The sequence below is a fragment of the Paraburkholderia sp. PAMB 6770 genome, assembly GCF_057748135.1.
In genome coordinates, this window is the sequence record NZ_CM173239.1 from 582,818 (window position 1) to 602,406 (window position 19,589).

13 protein-coding genes are annotated in these 19,589 nt (G+C 65.4%); 5 read left to right on the top strand and 8 right to left on the bottom strand.

Annotation, left to right across the window (positions count from 1 at the left end; all coding sequences use genetic code 11):
- The first annotated feature begins 4 nt into the window (after nucleotides 1–4).
- The 5 genes from tssM to AC3AP7_RS20160 all read left to right on the top strand — a co-directional run bounded on the left by tssM (nucleotide 5) and on the right by AC3AP7_RS20160 (nucleotide 10,719).
- On the top strand, nucleotides 5–3,904 hold the full coding sequence (gene tssM / locus AC3AP7_RS20140) for a type VI secretion system membrane subunit TssM (RefSeq protein WP_487364331.1): 3,900 nt from the start codon (nucleotides 5–7) through the stop codon (nucleotides 3,902–3,904).
- Nucleotides 3,905–3,906: 2 nt separating this feature from the next.
- The gene (locus AC3AP7_RS20145; protein WP_487364950.1) at nucleotides 3,907–4,452 is read left to right on the top strand and encodes a hypothetical protein; all 546 of its coding nucleotides are present in this window, start codon (nucleotides 3,907–3,909) and stop codon (nucleotides 4,450–4,452) included.
- Nucleotides 4,453–4,555: 103 nt separating this feature from the next.
- The gene (locus AC3AP7_RS20150; RefSeq protein WP_488324859.1) at nucleotides 4,556–6,907 is read left to right on the top strand and encodes a type VI secretion system Vgr family protein; all 2,352 of its coding nucleotides are present in this window, start codon (nucleotides 4,556–4,558) and stop codon (nucleotides 6,905–6,907) included.
- A gap of 90 nt (nucleotides 6,908–6,997) precedes the next feature.
- Entirely contained in the window at nucleotides 6,998–7,267 is a 270-nt protein-coding gene (locus AC3AP7_RS20155; RefSeq protein WP_487364333.1) for a PAAR domain-containing protein, read from the top strand.
- A gap of 11 nt (nucleotides 7,268–7,278) precedes the next feature.
- Nucleotides 7,279–10,719, top strand: coding sequence for an RHS repeat-associated core domain-containing protein (locus AC3AP7_RS20160; RefSeq protein ID WP_487364334.1), 3,441 nt, complete (start codon nucleotides 7,279–7,281; stop codon nucleotides 10,717–10,719).
- Here the strand turns inward: AC3AP7_RS20160 and AC3AP7_RS20165 are convergent.
- The 8 genes from AC3AP7_RS20165 to AC3AP7_RS20200 form a co-directional block, all read right to left on the bottom strand.
- Nucleotides 10,630–11,988: a GlcNAc-transferase family protein gene (locus AC3AP7_RS20165; RefSeq protein ID WP_487364335.1), complete on the bottom strand. Its 1,359-nt coding sequence runs from the start codon at nucleotides 11,986–11,988 to the stop codon at nucleotides 10,630–10,632. The genes AC3AP7_RS20160 and AC3AP7_RS20165 overlap by 90 nt on opposite strands.
- A 39-nt stretch (nucleotides 11,989–12,027) precedes the next feature.
- Nucleotides 12,028–13,059, bottom strand: coding sequence for a fimbrial protein (locus AC3AP7_RS20170; RefSeq protein ID WP_487364336.1), 1,032 nt, complete (start codon nucleotides 13,057–13,059; stop codon nucleotides 12,028–12,030).
- A gap of 98 nt (nucleotides 13,060–13,157) precedes the next feature.
- Nucleotides 13,158–14,210, bottom strand: a complete 1,053-nt coding sequence (locus tag AC3AP7_RS20175) for a type VI secretion system protein TssA (RefSeq protein ID WP_487364337.1) — start codon at nucleotides 14,208–14,210, stop codon at nucleotides 13,158–13,160.
- Nucleotides 14,211–14,228: 18 nt separating this feature from the next.
- A complete protein-coding gene (tssG, locus tag AC3AP7_RS20180) occupies nucleotides 14,229–15,278 on the bottom strand; it encodes a type VI secretion system baseplate subunit TssG (protein WP_487364338.1) in 1,050 nt (349 codons plus the stop codon).
- Entirely contained in the window at nucleotides 15,275–17,155 is a 1,881-nt protein-coding gene (gene tssF / locus AC3AP7_RS20185) for a type VI secretion system baseplate subunit TssF (protein WP_487364339.1), read from the bottom strand. Before tssF ends, tssG begins: the two co-directional genes overlap by 4 nt.
- Before the next feature lies 1 nt (nucleotide 17,156).
- Nucleotides 17,157–17,675 carry a type VI secretion system baseplate subunit TssE gene (gene tssE, locus AC3AP7_RS20190; protein ID WP_487364340.1) on the bottom strand — a complete coding sequence of 173 codons (519 nt, stop codon included), beginning with the start codon at nucleotides 17,673–17,675 and terminating at the stop codon, nucleotides 17,157–17,159.
- The gene (locus AC3AP7_RS20195) at nucleotides 17,662–18,474 is read right to left on the bottom strand and encodes a type VI secretion system accessory protein TagJ (protein ID WP_487364951.1); all 813 of its coding nucleotides are present in this window, start codon (nucleotides 18,472–18,474) and stop codon (nucleotides 17,662–17,664) included. The genes tssE and AC3AP7_RS20195 overlap by 14 nt, the downstream gene beginning before the upstream one ends.
- A 49-nt stretch (nucleotides 18,475–18,523) precedes the next feature.
- Complete coding sequence (locus AC3AP7_RS20200; RefSeq protein WP_487364341.1) at nucleotides 18,524–19,576, bottom strand: TagK domain-containing protein; 1,053 nt, start codon at nucleotides 19,574–19,576, stop codon at nucleotides 18,524–18,526.
- Nucleotides 19,577–19,589 lie beyond the last annotated feature (13 nt).

Genomic DNA, 19,589 nt, shown 5'->3' on the forward strand with positions numbered 1-19,589 from the left:
CGGCATGTCATTCTTCAAACGGTTAACACAATTTATCTTTTCCGCGCGCACGCTCGTGTTCGTCGCGGTGTTGCTTGCCGCCGCGGCCGTGTGGCTGATCGGGCCGTTGCTGGCGTTCGGCGATCTGCATCCGTTCGCGAGCGCGGCGGTGCGCATCGTGATCATCGCGCTGCTCGTCGCGATGCTGCTGTTTTCGCTGCTGGGCTGGCCTGTCAGCCTCGTCGGGGTGGCGGCGCTTTGCCTGCTGTTCTGGTACACCGGACCGGCATTCGGCGTGAGCGGCCATCACCCGTTCGAGCCCGTGTGGATACGCGTGCTGGTGATCTCGGTCGCCGCGTTCTGCTACCTCGTGTGGGGGCTGTATCGCATCTGGCAGGCGATGCGGACCAACGAGGCGCTGGTTCGCCGCATCCTCAATCCGACCGATGCGAAACCGGACGAGATCGGGCGTGCGGAAGTTCGCGCGGTGAGTGTCGTCGTGTCGAAGGCGATTGCACAGCTCAGACGTCTGCGCGGCGGTACGCCCGGCTGGGGGCGTGTCCTCGAGAGCGGCCGCTATCTGTACGAACTGCCCTGGTATCTGATGATCGGCGGCGAGGGGTCGGGCAAGACTTCTGCGATCCTGAATTCGGGTCTTCAATTTCCGCTTCCCGAGCAGATGAGCGCCACGGCCGGGCACGAGCTCGCCGGTACGTCGAATTGCGAGTGGTGGTTCGCCAATGAGGCGGTGCTGATCGATACGGCAGGACGATATGTCGAGCAGGACGTGCCGGGCGATGACGCGGCGAGCGCCGTCAATGCGGCGGAATGGAGCGGCTTCCTCGGACTGCTGCGCAAGCATCGCCCGCGTGCGCCGCTGAACGGCGCGATCCTGACAATCAGCGTGGCCGACCTCGTCGACAAGCCGGAGGCGGCGCGTACCGCGCACGCGGCGCGACTGCGCGCGCGTCTCGCGGAGTTGCGCGAGACGCTCGGGGTGCGTTTCCCGGTCTACGTGTTCGTGACGAAGCTCGACCTGCTGCCGGGCTTTCCGGAGTATTTCCAGTCGCTGACGGCCGAGGGGCGCACGCAGGTATGGGGCTTTACGCTGCCTCACGACGTGAATGCGCCTTTGCAGGCAAGCGTGCCGGATCTGCGGACGTACTGCGCGGATCAGCTCGCCCAGCTCGAAGCACGCATCGACGCAGGCCTCAACAATCGCCTGCTCGAAGAATACGAAACCGACCGGCGCAAGAAGTTGTACGCATTGCCGCAGGAATTCCGCAGCATTGTCAGTGCGCTTACGGAGATGCTCGGACTGGTGTTTCTGGACTCGCGCTATGACGAGGCACAGCTGCAAGGGTCGCTGCGTGGCGTGTATTTTACGAGCGCGCAACAAACCGGAACGGTGAAGCCCGCGGACAGCGACACGGTGCTGCAGCGGCTGGTTCGCCGGATAGCGCGCGGCCGCAAGGCGGAGATCGAAGCCGCGCCCGCGGGAAGCGACATGGCGGCGATCGGGCATCGCGGCTATTTCCTGCGCAACGTGTTCCAGCGCGTGATCGTGCCCGAGGCGCACCTTGTCCGGCCGAACCGCATCTGGGAGATACGCTTCAGGCTGCTGCGCTGGGGAGCACACGCGGTCAGTATCGCGCTGCTGATCTGGCTTGCGGGTGCGATGACCGTGAGTTACGGCAATAACCGGGCTTATCTGGCGACGATCGCCGGGAAAACGACCGCGCTTGCCGAGCGCGTCAACGCACAGTATCTCGCCCCGAAGCTGTCGGCTATTCCGGCGCTGCTCGGTGCGGCGCACGATCTGCCGCAGTATCGGAACGTGGACCTCGATGCGCCGGGCGGCGCGTTTCGCTACGGGCTCTATGCCGCGCCCGGCGTGATCGATGCGTCGGACCTGACGTACCACGACCTGCTGCGCCAGAACCTGCTGCCGCAGATCGAGCGGCGCATGGAAACGGTGCTCAATGCGCAGGTCGACGCGAAGAATCCGGACGAGGTCTATCGCACGCTGACGGCTTATCTGATGCTCTTCGATCAGTCGCATTTCGACGCAAACACGGTCAAGAACTGGGTGCTGCGCGATTGGGAGCGCTCCGACAGTGCTGCGCCGATGGGTGGACGGAATGCGTTGTCGGCGCACCTCGACGCGTTGTTTGCGGATGGCCGTCCGCCCGCATCCGGCATGTCGCCCAATGCCGCGGTCGTGCAGCGCGCGCGCCAGTTGCTGGGAGCGAACCCCGCTCCCGCGCGCCTTTACGAGCGCGCGCTGGGGGAGATGGAAAAAGACGCGCCCGAGAACTTCACGATTGCCCGCGCGATCGGCACGCAGGCCGCCGCCAATTTCACGCTCGTGGAAGGCAGCCGGTTTGCGGCCGGCGTGCCGGGACTGTACACCTACGAGGGTTTTCACGACGTATTCAACAAGCGTTTGCCCGAATTCCTCGCGCGCGCGCAGGCGGACGACGGGTGGGTGATGGGGCGCCAGCAGGGGCCGGGCGGAACATCGGGTGTGCAGGACAGCGCGAGCGCGCTCGCGGGCATGGCGAAAGTCGCCGAAGAGGTACGCCGTCAATATTTGACCGACTACGGCAACTATTGGCAGCAGTATCTAAACGATATCCGCTCGACAGCGTCGACCGGTACGGACGGTGGCGGTACGCTGGCCTTCGACATGACGACGCTGCGCACGTTCGCGGCGCCCGATTCGCCGCTCGTGAGGCTCGCGCGCGCGGCGGTCCATCAGACGTCGCTGACGCTGGCCGACCCCTCCGATGGTTCGCTCGCGAATGCCGCACTCGCGGCAACCGGCGGCAAGTCCAATGCGGCGAGCCCGTTGAAGAAGGTCGTGGCGTCGCTGCCGGAACTGCGGCTTGAAAAGTCGCTCGTGGATAACCGCTTCACGGCGCTGCGCGAGGTGGTCACGGGGCAGGCCGATACCGGTGTCGGGCCTGCCTTTACCGAAGTCGGGATGGCGGCCGGGGGCAAGCCGCTGCAACTCGACGCGCTGATCACGCTGATCAACGAGCAATACACGCGACTCGTGGTGGCCGACAACGCGCTGTCCAACGGCAGCGTGCCGCCCGCGCTCGACATTGGCACGGCTCTTCAGGTCGAGGCGGACAAGCTGCCGGCGCCGCTCCGGCTCGTGCTGGGGGGCATTGCATGGCAGACCGCCGACAAGGTGAGCGGGCAGGTGGGCGCGCTGCTTGCCACGCAGATCGATTCGAGTGTCGGGCAAAGCTGCCGGGCGATGATCGCAGGCAAATATCCGTTCGCAAACAGCAACCAGGAAGTCGACATCGACGACTTCAACCAGCTTTTTGCCGAAGGCGGCATCTTTGACGGGTTCTTCCAGAAAGCGCTGGCGAGCTACGTCGATACGAACACGAAGCCCTGGCGCTACAAGGCGCTCAGTCCCGGCATGCCGCCTATTCATGGGCCGGATCTTCAGGCCTTCGAACGCGCGGCGGACATTCGCGAGGTGTTCTTCCGTGATCCAGGCGCGAGGCGCATGGCATGGAAAGTGAACATGAAGTTTGTGTCGGTCGATCCCGATATTACCGAGTTGCTGCTCGATATCGACGGCCAGGCGTTGCGCTATGCACATGGTCCGGTCGTCCCGCTCTCCGTCAACTGGCCCGGTCCGCGTGGCGGCGCGATGGCGCAGATCACCGCCATGCCGCGGGTCAGTCCCGACACGTCGACGGTGCTGACGACCGGACCCTGGGCGCTGTTCCGGCTGATCGATCGCGGCCGGCTGACGGGCACTGCGTCGGCGGGGCGCATGACGCTGGATTACAACTTCGACGGTCGACACGCGGAGATCGAGTTGATGTCAGGGGGGCAGCTGAATCCGTTTGCGAGCCAGCTGCTGAAGAATTTCCGTTGTCCGGGAAGCGCAACGTGACCATGAACCCACCCTATGCCGATACCTATGCGTTCGATCGCCTCGTGAGCTGCCATGAGGAGAGCACGCAAGCGCTGGAGCGCGCGGTGGCATCGAATTGTCCGACGCTGCGCAACCGGCTTCGGGAGTACCGCGAAATCGTGGCGTTCCGGCGCAGCGCGGCGTCGACGCGTCTTCAGCAGGCGCTGAGGCTCGCGGCGCATCAGTTGTCCGATGGCGGGCCCGTCCAGGCCGCAGCATTGTATTCACCGGACAACCTGGGAACGATCGCGCACACCGTACACGGCTGGATCGACGCGGACGTGGCATTGCTCGGCGCGGCCGTCAGCATCGAACCAGCGGGCTCGGGCATCGCGCCCACGCCGCGCGAGGCGAGCTACGGCCTGCGGCGCATCGTGGATTTCGCGCGGCAAGTCGTCAATGCACGCGACGCGTCGGATCTGGACGTGGCCGCGAGCTACCTCGTCGACGCGGCGCGCGAACTGGGCGCCGGGCTTTTGATCGAGGTTTTGCTGGGACAGGCCGCCGTTCGTCCGGCGCAGGGGTAGGTAGAACAATCGCCGCGCAAGCGCCATCCATTCGCTGTGGCCGGTGGCTTCCCTCCGAGGCCCGGGGCGCATTGTGCACACATCGAACAGCACATCTGTCGTGATGAGTGGGAGAGAATTTAGCTACATGTCGCAAGCAACTTCTAACTGGCTGGAATCGCAAGATCGCACGGTCGTGATCCGCAGCGATGCGATGCCGCAACTGCTCGGGCAGCCGGCGCTCGAGTTCATGGCGCTGCGTGGCGAAGAGCATCTGGGCAGGCTCTATCAATACACGCTAGATTTACGCACCCCCGACGATTTCACCGTCCCGCTGGCGACGAGCGCCAATCTCGATCTGAAGGCGATGATTGGCACGGAGATGACGGTCAGCGTCCAGCTGGAGGGCATCGGCAGCGGCGTGCTGCAAAACGTCGGGGCCGGTACGCGGGAGATCAGCGGCCTTGTGACAAAAGCGGGGTTCTTGCGCACGAATGGCCGCTTCAATATCTACCGGATCGAACTGAGGCCGTGGCTGTGGCTCGCCATGCTGACGAGCGACTACAAGATCTTTCAGGACAAGTCCGTGATCGACATTATCGACGCGGTACTGAAGGACTATCCGTACCCCGTCGAAAAGCGTCTCGATGTCGACAAATACGCGGTGCAGGGCGAGAGTCAGCGTAACGAACCGCGTGCGTTCCAGGTGCAGTACGGCGAGACCGACTTCGATTTCATCCAGCGCCTGATGGAAGAGTGGGGAATCTACTGGTTCTTCGAGCATTCCGACGGCAAGCACCGGCTGGTCCTGTGCGATCACATCGGCAGTCACCGCAAGTCGCCGAGCGAAGCCTATCATCAGATCGAATACCATCCGAACGGCGGCAAGATCGACATCGAGTATCTCGACACATTGTCGACCGACGAGGCGTTGCGGCCCGGCCGCGTGGTCGTGGACGATTTCGACTTCACGCGTCCGCTCGCGAGTCTCGTCAGCGCCAATAACCAGCCGCGCGAAACGAACTGGAACGAGGGCGAGCTGTACGAGTGGCCGGGCGATTACACCGACAGCAAGCATGGCGAACTGATCAGCCGCGTGCGAATGGAAGAACGGCGTGCGCCCGGAACGCTCGCGCGCGCCAAGGGCAATGTCCGGGGGCTGGCCCCCGGCGAGACGTTCGTTCTGACCCAGCACAAGCATAGCGACGCCAACCGTGAGTATCTTGTCGTCGCTTCGGTACTGGAGTTGTCGGAAGCTGCCGACGAAGCGGGTGGCGGCTTCCTCTATGAATGCACGAACAATCTGATGCTGCAGCCGACGAACGAAGTGTTCCGGATGCCGCGCGTCACGCCGAAGCCGATTACCAGCGGCCCGCAGTCGGCGATCGTCGTGGGACCGTCGGGCCACGAAGTCTGGACGGACGAATTTGGCCGCGTGAAGGTGCGCTTCCTGTGGGACCGCTACGCGCGCAACGACGCAACCGATTCGTGCTGGGTGCGCGTGAGCCAGGCGTGGGCCGGGTCCAACTTCGGCGGGATCTATATTCCGCGTATCGGCCAGGAAGTGATCGTCGGGTTTCTGAACGGAGACCCGGACCGGCCGCTGATTCTGGGCAGCCTGTACAACACCGTCACCCCGCCGCCGTGGGATTTGCCGGCCGAGGCGACCAAGAGCGGCTTCAAGAGCAAGTCGATCGCGGGCGGCCGGGAGAACTACAGCGGCGTGCGCTTCGAGGATGCGCAAGGGGCCGAGGAGTTTCACATGCAGGCGGAAAAGGACATGAACCGCCTGACGAAAAACAACGAATCGCATACGGTGGGCGCCAATCTTTCGATCGGCGTCGGTCTTGCCTGTACGCAAATGATCGGCGGACTGTTTAGCAGCGTCGTCGGCGGTGCGGCCAGCTACGCGGTGGGGCTCGGCGAGTCGACGACCGTGGGCGGCGCCTACGCGTTGAACGTGGTGGGCGCACACGCGGTTTCGGTCGGCGGCGCGTCGTCGACGTCGGTCGGCGGCGCGATGGCAACGAACGTCGGCGGCGCCTATATGATCAGCGTCGGCGGAGATCTGTCGATCGTGGTGGGTGACTCCAGCTTGAATCTGGGCGCCGACGGAACGATCACGCTGAAGGGCAGCAAAATCCGCATCGTGGGTGACGATGAAGTCATCGTTCAGGGCGATCCGCTGCAACTGAACCCGTGCTGCGACGATTGTGACGACGACGATGACGACGGAGGCGGCGGTTTCGGCTTCGGCTTCGCCCTCCCGCCGATTCCGTTGCCGGCGTTGGCGCTGGGTATTTCGCTGCCGATCTTGCCGCCGCTGCCACCGCCGCCCACCGAGGTACCGCCGACAACCGAACCGCCGCCATCGACGGAGCCGCCACCGTCGAGCGAACCGCCGCCGTCGACGGAACCGCCGCCATCGACGGAACCGCCTCCCACGAGTCTGCCGCCCGAGGTGTCGGAACTCTAGTGCAGGGTTTGGCTGCGCGCGGCGCCACGTCGATGTGTCGCGCGCAGATTTGTCCGTTGTCCGATCAGTTACGAGCAAGAGTATTCAAGCATGACAAGTCCTGCAGCAAGAGTGGGCGATCTCACCTGTACCGGAGGCGTCATCACGTGTGGCTCCGGGGACGTATTTGTGAACGGCAGCCCCGCGTCCATCGCAGCCGGGAGCGTCGCAACCTGTCCGCTACACCTGTCCGCGCAACTGCTGGCCACCGGTTCGGGGTCGGTTTTCATCAATGGCTTTCCCGCGGCATTCGCCGGTTCCGTGACGTCGTGCGGGGACGCAGTCGTTTCGGGTTCAGGTGACGTGCTCATCGGACCTTAACAGAGGCTGTCATGACTGGAATCGCAGGTTTGGGCGGAGCGTTGACCGCGCTGGAAGGGACGTTGCTCGAGTCGCTGGACGTCGCGCCGCGGGTAGACCGTTTTCGCGACCAGCCCGGCGACCTTGCCGGGCGCCACGGCGCAACGCGTGCGCTGTCCGCGTTGTTACGCCGCGATGTGGAGATGACATCGGGGCACAAGGTTTGTCTTGCCGCGAACGAGTCGGACTTCGTCCTGCCCGGGCGGCTGCCGATTGCGTGGGGACGCTTCTATTCGAGCGGCCTCGCTCAGGCCGGACTGCTCGGCCGCGGCTGGCGCAGCAGCTGGGAAGTGACGCTGCAGCGTCGCGACGATGAACTCGTGTACACGGACGAGCAGGGGCGTGCGCTGATTCTGCCGATGCCGAAGCGCGGTGCCCAGGTGATCGTGTCGTCCGAGCAATTGCACGTTGCGCATCTGGCCGATGGAACGTTGCTGGTAGCGGATCTGGCGCCGCGCTTTCGCGTCTTTGGCGAATTCGACACGCAGGGTCTCGCACGCCTCCGATACGTGGAGAATCTCGACCAGCAACGGATCGGGTGCATCTGGGACGAGGCGGGTCGCCTGCGGCGCATGCGCGGCACCTGCGGTCAGGAGTTGATGTTGCATTACGACAGCGCCGACGGCCTGCGGCTGACCGGCATCGAACGCGTGGATGGCGGTCCGCGAGGGTTCCTGGTGCGCTATCGCTATGACGACAACGGTCAACTGGCGGAGGTGCACAATCGCGCCGGCGACGTGGTGCGACGCTTCACATACGACGCCGGCCTGATGACCGAAGAAGCCGGTGCGCTCGGGCAGACCTCGCGTTACGAGTGGGCGCTGATCGGCGGTGTGGCGCGCGTCGTGCAGCGCACGACTTGCCGTGGCGCGCGCGAACGTATCGAGTACGATCTGGACGCACGCGTCAGCCGTGCGACCGACGCATTCGGACATGTCGCGCGCTGGCAAGCCGATGCGCACGGGCGCGTGACCGAACACGCCGATTTCGACGGTTCGCGCTACGCATTTTCCTATGGTCGGGCCGGCTGGCCGACCCGCCTCGTGTTGCCGGGCGAGCGGGTCGTGCAGGCAGAATACGACACGCTCGGCCGGGTGACGCGCGACACGGATCCGGCCGGCACCGAGCGGACGTCCGTCTATGCGTTTGCCACCGGCGAGCCCGTCACCGTGCGGCTCGGCGACGGCCGCACGTGGACGTGGCGGCGCGACGAGTCGTTGCGTCCAGTGGAATGCCAGGCGCCGTCGGAGGGCGTGACGCAGTTTGCATACGAGGTGCGCGAAGATCGCGAGGTTCATACGCTTTCGTCGGCGTTGGGTCGAGTCTCCACGTTCGAGTACGATCGCCGCGGCCAGTTGATCCGGCACCTCGATGCGTCAGGGGCAGCGACCGAATATCGCCGCAACGATGAAGGTCATCTGACGGAGATCGTCGACGCGGCGGCCGCCGTCACCACGATCGAACCCGACGCGTTCGGGCGGCCGCTTGTCGTGACGTTTCCAAACGGTCAGAGCGAGCGCCATGTCTGGAACGCCGCGGGGCAGCTCACTGCAACGACAGGCTTTGATGGTCAGATCCGGCATTGGCATCGGGATCAATACGGGCGCATCGTCCAGGCTGTCGACGAAGAGGCCAATGTCACGGCGCACGAGTACGACGCTCATGGGCGCAGAGTGCGCACCGTGAGCGGCAACGGTGCAATTCAGACACTGGAGTGGAATCCGGCTGGGCGGCTTGCGTCGGTCGTCGATGCGGACGGCGTGAAGCGGACCTTCGACTATACGGCAGCCGGCAATCTCCAGCAGATTCTCACGGCTGCGGAGGGCCGGACGCGCCGCGAGACCTTTTCATACGACTTGGCCGGTCACTGCATCGCGCGCGAGACACAACATGCGCAGTACCGGTACACGTATACCGCTGACGGTCGTCTCGAATCGGTCGCGTGTCTGCCGACCGACGAAGGGGCGGCGCTCGGCGTGGAAGCCGACACGATTCGCCTGGAGTACGGTGCGTCCGGACGCCTCGTGGCGGAGCACGGTGCAAGCGGTACGGTGCGCTATGACGTGGATGCGGCGGGCCGAACAAACGGCGTCATGCTGCCCGACCGCCATGTGCTGAAGGTCGAGCGCGACGACGCGGGCCACGTGTCGCTCGTCGGCATCGCACACGAGCAGGACAGGCTCGGCATCGCCGCGTTCCGCCACGACGCAGTGGGCCGCGAAATGCTGCGCTCGCAGGGATCGCTCTACATGCGCACGGTGTATACGTCGCTGTCGCAGATCCAGCGCTGGTTCGCCATGACCGTGACGCGCGGTCCCAACGACGAGATGGCGGCCGGAGACGTCGAATACTGGCGCGAGTTCCAGTACAGTCCGGCCGGCAATCTTGCCCGGGTCGACGACCGCTACGATGGGCGGACCTACTTCGATCTCGATCGTCGCGGATGCCTGTTGCGCAGCGTGTCGGACGAGCTCGGAATCGAACGCTTCATGTGGGATGCGGCGGGCAATCTGCTCGAAGTCCCGCGTGTGGGCTGGGAACCCCCGATTTATCCCGATCATCGCTTGCGCGAATACTACGGCTACCGCTACGAGTACGACGTGTGGGGGCAGGTGACGGCCAGGCGCGGTGTCGCCGGGGATCTTACGTTCAGCTGGGATGCGGACGGCAAACTGATGGCGGTGAGCAGCCGGCGCGAACAGGTGCGCTACGGCTATGACGCACTCGGCCGGCGGATTCGGAAGCAGGTCGAGCGGCAGCACGCCGACGGCGCGCTGTCGGAGACGAAAGCCGAGGTCACGCATTTCATCTGGCAGGGCAATCGCCTGCTACAGGAGACCTGGGACGAGGGTGTGCGCATCTACTTTTATCGGCCTGCCCGCGATGGCTGGATCAGCCACGTCCCGTTTGCACGGGTAGACCGGAAGCGCCGCGAAAATGGATCGCTCGCGCCCATGCAGGTGTACCACTATCAAACCGACATCGCCGGCACCGTGGTGGCCATGACCGACGAAACGGGCGCGCTCGTGTGGAGCGGCCGATACAAGGCGTGGGGCCGGCTTGTGCCGTCGAAAACGATGCTGACGCCGATCGCACAGCCGCTGCGCTTCGCGGGCCATCATGTGGACGAGGAAACGGGCCTGCATCTGAACGGCCAACGCGTCTACGATCCCGATACCGGCCGCTATCTGAGCCCGGATCGTGCGGCGCCTGCGGGCACCAGTCCGTATCGCTACGTGTCGAACCCGCTCGCCACCGCGAATCCCACCGGAGGTGCCGTGTCGCTTGCCCGCCCGGGTGCGGACGTGCGACAGGGCGTATGTCTAGATCGACCGTTTGATTTCGACCAGCCGCTCACCGGAAGCGTCGAAGAGTTCGATCACATAGTATGCCGGCCGCTCTTCCAGACCTGATGTGAAGACAAGGCGGTAATCAAACCAGTCACTGGGAATATGCCGGCGAAACACGCCGGCTTCCAGTGTTGCGCGGTGCAGTGCGGTGTCTTGCGAGTCGTACGCCGTGATGCGGCAGGTGTGCACACGCGAAAGCACGGACTCGAAGCGGCTGCGGTGCGCCCACACGCGCGCGTCATGTGCGCGCCTCAAGGTCGCTTTCCAACCCGGCTCGGAGTCGGAGGTGCACGTAGGTGTTCCCGGAATGGGCGTGGCGTGCTCCAGCAGCGCGGGCTGTACGCCGCGGCAGGCGAAGCTCAGGCCCGCGTAGCGCTCGTACTGGGCAAGCGAACGTTCTGTGCCAAGGCCATATCGGCCGAAATCCATGTCGGGATCGTGCTCGCCGTCCACGCCCAGCAGGACGCGGTTGCGAGTGTGCGAGCGTTCGTCGCGTTCGCCCCAATGCTCGGTGACGGCGCCGGTTGCTTTCGCATCGGCCGTATGGTCGTTCCAGATCTTGACGCGATCCTTGCGGGTGTATTCGTGCCACGCGACGACGCGGTGCGGGTGGTAAAGATCGTAGCCGTGCGTGAACGCGCGCACCGAGATCGAGATCTCCTCGCCATGAAAGAAGAACGCCGGGTCATGCTGGACGGTGCTCGCGAAGTGACCGTCTGCGAATGCGAAATGGCCGCTATAGAAGCGTGCGGGAACAGGCAGCGCGAGATTTTCCCAGCCGGCGATCGGGGCTGGACGAAACAGTACGACGCCCTCCGGCGTGAAGCGCAGCAGGTACATCGCCAGCGGCTCCCAGGAGAACGTGTCGCGCGTGCTGTCCGGTGCATACCCCGGAAGATAGGCGGTCAGGACGGGCTTTGCGCTGAACGGCCGCAGCGATTCCAGCATGGCGATCAATGCCGTGTCCCATTCATCCACGAAGCGATGGTGCGAGTCGAGTTGCAGCGTGTACCGTTCGCCGCGATAGTGCTGCTGGATCAGGTTGCGCGCCCAGCAGGCTCCTTCCGAGCGCTGATGCGGCACCTCGATCAGCTCGACCGTGGCGCCGCGGTAGGTCAGCGTGCAAACGGGAAACGCCCCTTGCGTATCGACGAAGCGCTGCGAAAAACCGCGTACGAAGAAACTGCCGACGCTCTCCGTGAGCGCGTGCTGACGGCACACGACGATACGCAGCGCTTCAGGGCACGCTGCGCGTTCGATCAGGTCGAGCAGCGTCGGCACGAGTTCGGGGTCGCGGTAGCTGGCCATTTGCACAAAGATGGCGTTCTGCATGGGGCGATGCGATCGATACGACACGGGGTGTGAACCGTCTTACTGGATCGTTAGCGTGACGACAGCGGTGGCGTCGATCGTGCCTGCGGTGGGTGTCGCCGATCCGACCCGCAGCACCGTGGCTTCGAGGTTGAACGCCGATTGCGTCGCGCCGTTCGGCAAATGCACAAGCGTGCTGTTGGCGTTGTTGGGCTGAAGGATCGTGCCGCTGGACGGTTCTTCTAGCCGGATGGCGAGATTTTGCGCGCCGGTATTCTGGATCAGGCTCGGATTGGTCGTATCGGGCGGCGCGCCGAGCGTCGCGGTGATCGAGGCGGGAGGGGTGGGCCCGGTGCAGACCACCGTGAAACTGACGGGCTGCGTGGGGCCCGACGTAGTCGATACATCTTGCGGCCCGAACTGGCCAAAGTCGACGTTCAGCGTGCTGCTGTTGACCTGGCATTTCGGCAGGATCTGGATGGTCACATTGCCGGCGAAGATGTCCGTGACCGTGATGCCGTCGGCGTCGCCGAAGCCACGCCCGATCTGGCCGAGCGTGACCGTCGAGAGACTCGGAATATCGTTGCTGGTCTTGATGAGTTCGACCTGGAAGAGCGCGCCCGCACCGTAGGTGATGCCTGCCGACTGGCCGGCGACCTGCGGCGTCCAGCTGTTCACGTAGGGCACGACGGACGTGCTGCCGCTCGCGCGCACATAGCTCAGACGGTAGCCGACGCCCGGCACGTTGGTGTTGTAGATGTTGTTGCCGAGCGAAGACAGCACCGGCGCCGACGTAAAGGCATAGCTGATCGTGCCGGACGGCGGATCGCAATAGATGAAGAACAACCCCGGTGCCGGCACGGTGGCGCTTTGCGCCGTCGTGATGGTGCCGCCGATCGGAAAATCGGGATCGAGGTCGATCGTCTGCTCAGGGAACACGGCAGTGAATGTCGTGTGCGTCTGGGCAGGGGTGCCATTGGTCGCCTCCAGTTCGGCAGCCTGCTGCGCGGTCATCTGATGGCAGCCCGCCCAGGTGGGAGAGGACGCGACGAGCAGGAAGCCCATCATCAGGAAAGCAAGGAGTTGTCTCATCAGTTGAATATCGCGGAGATAGGTTGAACGAGGACGGGAAGGGGCTGCGTGGGGCTGCGCGGGACCGCATACGGCCGCGGCCGCGTTTGCGCGCCGGTCTACAGGTCGATCGCATCCCATTGCGCGAGCAACTCGGGCGGGATCGCGTTGACCACTTCGGAAAATCGTTTGCCGACGAGCCGCTCGGACTGGCGAAGCAGCACGATCACCGGGCTGCTCGGCTCATTGCGTTCGAACCAGAGACGGGTCGCGCGGATCGACTCCAACGCGCTCCAGCGATCCATCGCCTGTGGAAGGGCGGCGGCAGCCATGGCGACGGGGCTCGCTGCGGCGGTGCCGGTGCTCGCTGCTGTCGCTTCGGGCACATCGGCCGGCTGCGGCGGCGCAGCGGACAGAACGTTCGCTGCGCGCGCGTCGGCCGATTCCAGCGTGGCCTGGGCAAACGGTTGCAGCAGCTTTTCGAGGTGCTGGAGCGACGGCGCTTCGTCCCCCAGCGCGTCGCGCACGCGCTGGCTCAGGTCCGCGACCAGGTGCTGCGCGTTCACCAGCGAGACGACGGTCGGATCCTGCCGGACCCAGAGTTCCTTGAGCAGACGGCTGGCGGCGTCGGGGGTGAGAGCTTCCTTCACGCGCGGGACGATGAACGCTTTTTCGATATCGCGTACCTGCAATTGCAGTCCGCCTGCTTTCGGCAGCGCGATATCGCGCACGTCGCCAAGCGCGCCGGACGCGTCGGCGAGCGCCGCGATCGCGTTGGCGTACATGACCGGGTCGCGTTCGCCGTCGAAGACCTGAGCCGGATGGACGGCCTCGCCGAATCGCTCGATGGTATGCAACAGCAGCGCCAGTCCGTCGCACAGTCCCGCTGCACCGCTTTGACGGATCCGGCAGCGCGCAAAAACGACGAGCAGGCGGATGTCGCGCGTTCGCGCGAGCAGCGCTCGGCAATCGCGCTCCACTTCGGCCCAGTTGACCGGTTGCGGCGAGTCGACAAAATCGCCGTACTGCGCGTCGGTTTTGGGTGCAATGGCGGCCTGCAGCAGGACGAACGCCTGGTCATACTCGAGGTCGGGGCCGCATGGCGCGTCGGCCGAGACTGGTTCGAGCAGATCGGCATAGCGCGACAGGAGGTCCGTGGAGGGAGTCGTCATACGTAAGGGCGCTCTGGTTCAGGCAAAGTAGGTTTCGGGCTCGAACACCATCCCGACGACGGGCGTATCGGCGGCGGCCTCGCCAAGCCAGGTCGAATAACCCAGCCGGTGTGTGGTGTCGGCCCGCGCACCGGGTGCTTCCCGCGGCTTGACGAGCAGCTTGATCTCCCAGTCGTATTCGTAACCGGTGAATGCGCGCACCCAGTCGGTCAGCGTGGGCAGGTCTTCGCCATGCGGCGTGAGACGCAGATACTGGTCGAGATCCAGCGGCCCGATGACGATACGGAACTTGTGCTGGCAGTCGAAAATTGCGTCGCCGAGCATGGCGCCCTCGCCGATGATCGACGACAGGGACGGCGCGCTCAGCACCGAGCGCTCGGCGGGCGAGACGCGGATCCAGTGCGCCGCGTATTCTTCGACGGCAACCGGCACGCCGAAGTAATGCGCAAGCGTTGCCGCGACGCCATCGGGATTGCGCGCCTCGCGCACCAGATGCGCGCTCGCTGCATAGCGGGCATGCGTGGGCGGATGCGTGAGCGCCGCCTCGGCGACGTCGGTGCCCATCAGACTCGCGACGTAGAAGGAGAATGACTCGTCATCTCTCCTGTCAAGCGACACGGTGGGTTGCGAAGCGGCCCATGCGCGATAGAACTGCGTCAGCGCACGATGATGGAACAGGTTGGCAAACGCAGTGAGCGTGTGGTCCTGGTCACTCTCGGCGCGGGTGTAGGCGAGCTCGGTCAGATGCAGCGGCAGGGGGCCCTGCGGTCCCCACAGGCCGAGCGAGAAAAGCTGGATATCGAGCCGTCCGTCGCGGACTTCGAGCGACGCGATTTCACGCGGTGCGAAGGCCATTGTCGGCCGCTGCCCGATGCGAAACGGCTCCTGCGCGGGCAAGCTGGCGGTGCCGGGCGCCGGCAGTTGCGGCGCGCGTGCAGCGATGGCGCGCAGCAGGCTGAGGAAACCGGCTTGCCACGGTGCTTCGGGGTCGAACCACGCGTGCAGCGCATCGGGATGCAGCGGCGAGCGCGCGTCGATGGCGGGAAGGTCCTGACGGGGCCCGCTCATACGGCGCTGCGCCCGCCCATGCGGGGCGCCCATCGGGTGACGAGGCCACGCTGCATCGAGCGAAGTTCCGTCTCGGTGAATACGTTGATCGACACGTGGCGCGCGAGATATTGTTCGAGCACGAGGCCAAACAGGTAGGGGCTGATGCCGGAGAAGCCGGACTCGTCCACCGTCAGTTCGCATTTGACGCCGCGCCCGTAGACCAGCGGGCCATGACCGGGCAGGCGCCGTACGACCGGCTCGATATGCGTGCCGACAAGCGCTTCGATTTGCGCGGTCTGTTCGCGCTCGCCGGTGCGCACGAACAGCCGCAACATGTTGCGCAGCGCCTGGCCGCCGTCGCGGTGATCGAGCCCGGCGAGCGGCATATAGTTGAAGCTCAGCTGACGAATCAGCCGCCACGCGGTCTCGCCGCGCGCATACGGTTCGCGCGGGGCGCTCGGGGGGTGGACGAGGCTAACGCCTTCGACCGGCACCGAATCCTGCATCCGCAGGTCGCGCACGCCGCTGCGCGGCATCAGGCGCGGCAGATCGCGGTTGGTGACCCATGCGTCGACGGACAGATAGCGGATGTCGTCGTCATAGGGGGCCTCGGCCTGGTCGACCAGCGACAGATAGACTTCGGTGCCGATGTACGGGGTGCGCGTGCCGTATTTGCGGGCGTTGGCCGACAGCGCCCGCGCCTCGCGGAGAATCGAGAAATAGCGGCCGTAGTTGCCGATGTCGCTGTGCAACGTCTGATAGAGCGGATTGAACACGACTTCCGTCGAACTCTCCGCCTTCTGGCCGTGCACGCGGGAGACCGAGAACACCTCGTAGTCGAGCGGGCGCGTGCGGTCGGGCACGAGGTGAAACGCGGTTCGCGCGCGGTCGATCTCGATGCGGTCGGTGCGCTTCGGAAAGAGATTGATGATCGGCGTGCAGAATAGCTGGAAACGCGATGCGTCGACGTGCGAAATCAGCTCGTCCGGCAGCCGGTCGAGCAGCAGCACGACTTCCGCCTCCTTGCCGTCGATCTGCGACAGACCGGCCCGCAGTTGCGTGAGCGTGAAGAAGTAAAAGCGCTGCCGGCAGGTGAAGTATTCCTGCAGCAGGTTGTGCCCGTGGAATGTGTTCCACTGCGAGGGCAGCAGGCTTTGATCCGGCCGCAGCCCTTCGAAGTCGACCGCCTGGCGCGCGACGACGGCTCCCTCGCCGCGGGCGGCACCCGGGGCGCGCACCACGGACGCGACGCTGCCTGCGTGAATCAGTTCGAACAGGTGGGATGCGATCCGCTCGTCGCCGCCGAGGTACACCGGCAGGCGGTCGAGGCCGGCGATCTGCGAGAAGCGGACTTCGCCCACCGTGCGCAGGCGCAGCCGCAGCGCGCCGCGCAGCCGCATGTGCGGCAGCAGGCTGCGCTCGAGTGCGGGCAGGTCGGGCGGCACGGCGGTGAGCTGGGCCTCGGTGATCTCGATGGGCCACAGCGTGACTTCGTGTGCGGTGCGGAACTCGCACGCGGTCTGTTCACCCGGCGGAACCGGCGAGCGCATCATGCTTTGGCGCGGCACGGTAAAGCCCTTGCTGAAGTCGCCTTCGCGCAGGCTCGGGTGGATGCGCGCGAGCGCCATCGACGGGGTCGGGGCGACGTAGTTCGGATAGACGACCTCGAGCAGCCGCTGCGTAAAGCGGGGAAATTCCGCTTCGAGCTTCAACTGCGTGCGTGCCGACATGAAGCAGAACGCTTCGATCAGCCGCTCGACATAAGGGTCGGCGACGTCGATGCCCTGCATGCCGAGCCGCCGGGCGATCTTCGGATGGTGCGCGGCGAACTCGGCGGCGTGTTCCCGCATGTAGGTGAGTTCGCGGTTGTAGTAGTCGAGAAACTGAGGATCCATATCAGTTGTCGCCCCGTGTGGACCGGTCGAACGTGACCTTGTTCAATTCGAGGTCGTAGGTGCTCTGGATGCGGAATTCCAGCGGATAGGGCGACCATTGCACAAGCCCGCTGATCTCGAACACGAGCTTGTTGTAGCTGGCTGGGCGGATTTCCGCGAGCGGCCGGACAGCGACCGAGTCGCCGATCAGGCGCGGTTCGAAATGGAGGATCGCGTTGCGCACCGCGGTTTCGATCGCATCCCAGTTGCGGTCGTCGAGGTAATGGCCCGAGAGCGGCGGCAGCCCGTAGTTGACCACCGACGACGGCACCTGCGAGTAGTCGCTCATGTCGACTTCGGCTTCCAGGTTGCTGGTGTTCAGCAGCAGGCCGAGATCGCGCTGGATGATCCGGCGCATCGCGTCGGCGTTCGGCGCGTAGGCGTCCGGATGCTCGCTGCGCGCGTGAGGCGCGTCGTCCTTCAGCCGGTCGAGCAGCGACGGCAGGTAGACGAGCCGGTGCCGGGCCTCAGGATGCCGCATCGTTGTCCTGTCGGTTCGCGAACGTGCACTGGCTGAGCTGCATCAGCCCCCAGTCGCCCCGATCGGTCGTCCACGTTTTCTGGCCGTGCGCGATCACGTTCGTGTCGCCCACGTCGGCCCAGCAGGTTTCGGCGGCGAGCCGGATTTCGGCCGGACCGCTCTGCGAGCCGGGATAGCGTGTCGGCACATAACCGCGCAGCACGGTGGCGTCGCTCAGGACGACGGTCGCCTGACGCCAGACGAGGTCGCCGGGCGTGGCCGCCGGCGTGAACGCGAGCGAGCGCATCTGTGCAAACGGAATCCAGCGGTAGCCGCCCGCCACCGCCAGTTCGCAGACCGGTCCGAGGCGCGTATCGCTGTCGGCGATCCACGCGAATTCGCCCAGTTCGGCGCCGCTTCCGCTCGCGGTCTGCGATGCGTCGAATGCTGCCCGGCGCAACTGGTCGGCCGCCTTGACTTCGCCGAGGCCCAGTTGCGCGTTCGCCTGCAGTAGCGTTTCGACCCAGTCCGGCGGCGTATCGATGAAGCCCGGCCGGCGAATGCCCGCAAACACTTCGGTGCGGAACATCTCGCTTGCAATGAGGCCGCGATACAGCTGCGCGCGCGGTTCGCCGGACGGATCGAGGGTTGCCCAGGTGGCGATCTGGCGGAGCGCGCGCTCCCAGTCGCCTTCGATGCACAGCAGCTGGCAAAGCAGCCAGCGCTCGCGCGCATCCGACGGGCGCGCGCGCACGGCGTCCATTGTCTGCGCTTTCAGTTCGTCGAGCGACTGCGTGCGCAACACCTGGGCGAGCGTCATGCCGTCCGCGCTGCGGCCGGATGGGGTAGGGTCGGAGAGAGGGCTCACGTTATGCGGATTCCTGGGTCGTGTCGGTGACGGCGGTCAGCATCGGGAAATGGCTGTCCGCGCTGATGACGTGATGCTCCTGGCGAGCGAGCGGCGCGGTTCGCGCAAACGGCTGCGGCGCGGTTCCGTGCGGCGCCAGCAGATGCAGCACGTTGTGCGATGGCTCGCGTCTGAAGAGATCGTCCGAAAAAAACGGATTCATCTCGTCCAGGACGTTTTTGATGCTTGACCGTCCCGCCAGCAGGTCGCCGAGCAGCGAGCCGTCGCGGTACCGTCCCGCGGGATCGGTGAACGGGTCGTCGGGGACCGGCGTGCTGACTTTCGGCTGCTCGATGGCCTTCAGTTCGTACGGGTGCACGTGCCCGCCTTCGTGCTGAATCAGCGCGTGCTGGTATTCGTCGAGCAGGCCCGCGAGCGGATCGTTGCTTTCCGCTGCATCGAGCGCCGGCCGTGGCCGGTACACCAGCGTATTGCCGAGCAGTGAATACGGATCGTTCTGGCTACCCCGTGTCCGGGCGTCCGGCGACGCCGCCGGCTGCGCTTCGGCCAGCAGCGCGAGATCGCCGAAATGGGCGGCCTCGGTGCGCGGCAATGCGTTGCCGACGGCGATCAGGTCGGTGGGTTGCGGCTCGTCGCGCCAGCTCGACAGCCGGGACGGTGCGTGGTCGATTTTCAGTGCTGTTGCGCCGACCGTGACCACGTCGCCGCGTGCAAGCGCGCGGCGCGTGCCGGGATCAACGGGGGTTCCGTTGACACAGCAGATGATGCCGGCCGCGCGATGTTCGACCCAGATGCCGGACGACCGGTCTTGATGGAACAGGATGCCTGACCGCGGCGTGGCCGCGCCCGGCGGTTGCGCGGCGAACGCATCGTTGGCCGGCGTGTAGACGTAGAGCGTGTCGCCGGGCGCGTCCGGCGCGGGCACGGCCAGCGGCTCGCCGTTGCTCCGCATGATGGTCAATGCGGGAGCGGGCGATCCGCTTTCGACGGGTGACGGCACGCCCGGCGCTTGCCGGGTATCCGTGGGGAACGTGTAGAACGTGTTGTTCTGCATGACGAAAGATAGC

Coding starts and splice junctions, on each gene's coding strand:
- tssM (WP_487364331.1), top strand. CDS start 5: ATGTCATTCTTCAAACGGTTAACACAATTTATCTTTTCCGCGCGCACG.
- AC3AP7_RS20145 (WP_487364950.1), top strand. CDS start 3,907: ATGAACCCACCCTATGCCGATACCTATGCGTTCGATCGCCTCGTGAGC.
- AC3AP7_RS20150 (WP_488324859.1), top strand. CDS start 4,556: ATGAGTGGGAGAGAATTTAGCTACATGTCGCAAGCAACTTCTAACTGG.
- AC3AP7_RS20155 (WP_487364333.1), top strand. CDS start 6,998: ATGACAAGTCCTGCAGCAAGAGTGGGCGATCTCACCTGTACCGGAGGC.
- AC3AP7_RS20160 (WP_487364334.1), top strand. CDS start 7,279: ATGACTGGAATCGCAGGTTTGGGCGGAGCGTTGACCGCGCTGGAAGGG.
- AC3AP7_RS20165 (WP_487364335.1), bottom strand. CDS start 11,988: ATGCAGAACGCCATCTTTGTGCAAATGGCCAGCTACCGCGACCCCGAA.
- AC3AP7_RS20170 (WP_487364336.1), bottom strand. CDS start 13,059: ATGAGACAACTCCTTGCTTTCCTGATGATGGGCTTCCTGCTCGTCGCG.
- AC3AP7_RS20175 (WP_487364337.1), bottom strand. CDS start 14,210: ATGACGACTCCCTCCACGGACCTCCTGTCGCGCTATGCCGATCTGCTC.
- tssG (WP_487364338.1), bottom strand. CDS start 15,278: ATGAGCGGGCCCCGTCAGGACCTTCCCGCCATCGACGCGCGCTCGCCG.
- tssF (WP_487364339.1), bottom strand. CDS start 17,155: ATGGATCCTCAGTTTCTCGACTACTACAACCGCGAACTCACCTACATG.
- tssE (WP_487364340.1), bottom strand. CDS start 17,675: ATGCGGCATCCTGAGGCCCGGCACCGGCTCGTCTACCTGCCGTCGCTG.
- AC3AP7_RS20195 (WP_487364951.1), bottom strand. CDS start 18,474: ATGACGCTCGCCCAGGTGTTGCGCACGCAGTCGCTCGACGAACTGAAA.
- AC3AP7_RS20200 (WP_487364341.1), bottom strand. CDS start 19,576: ATGCAGAACAACACGTTCTACACGTTCCCCACGGATACCCGGCAAGCG.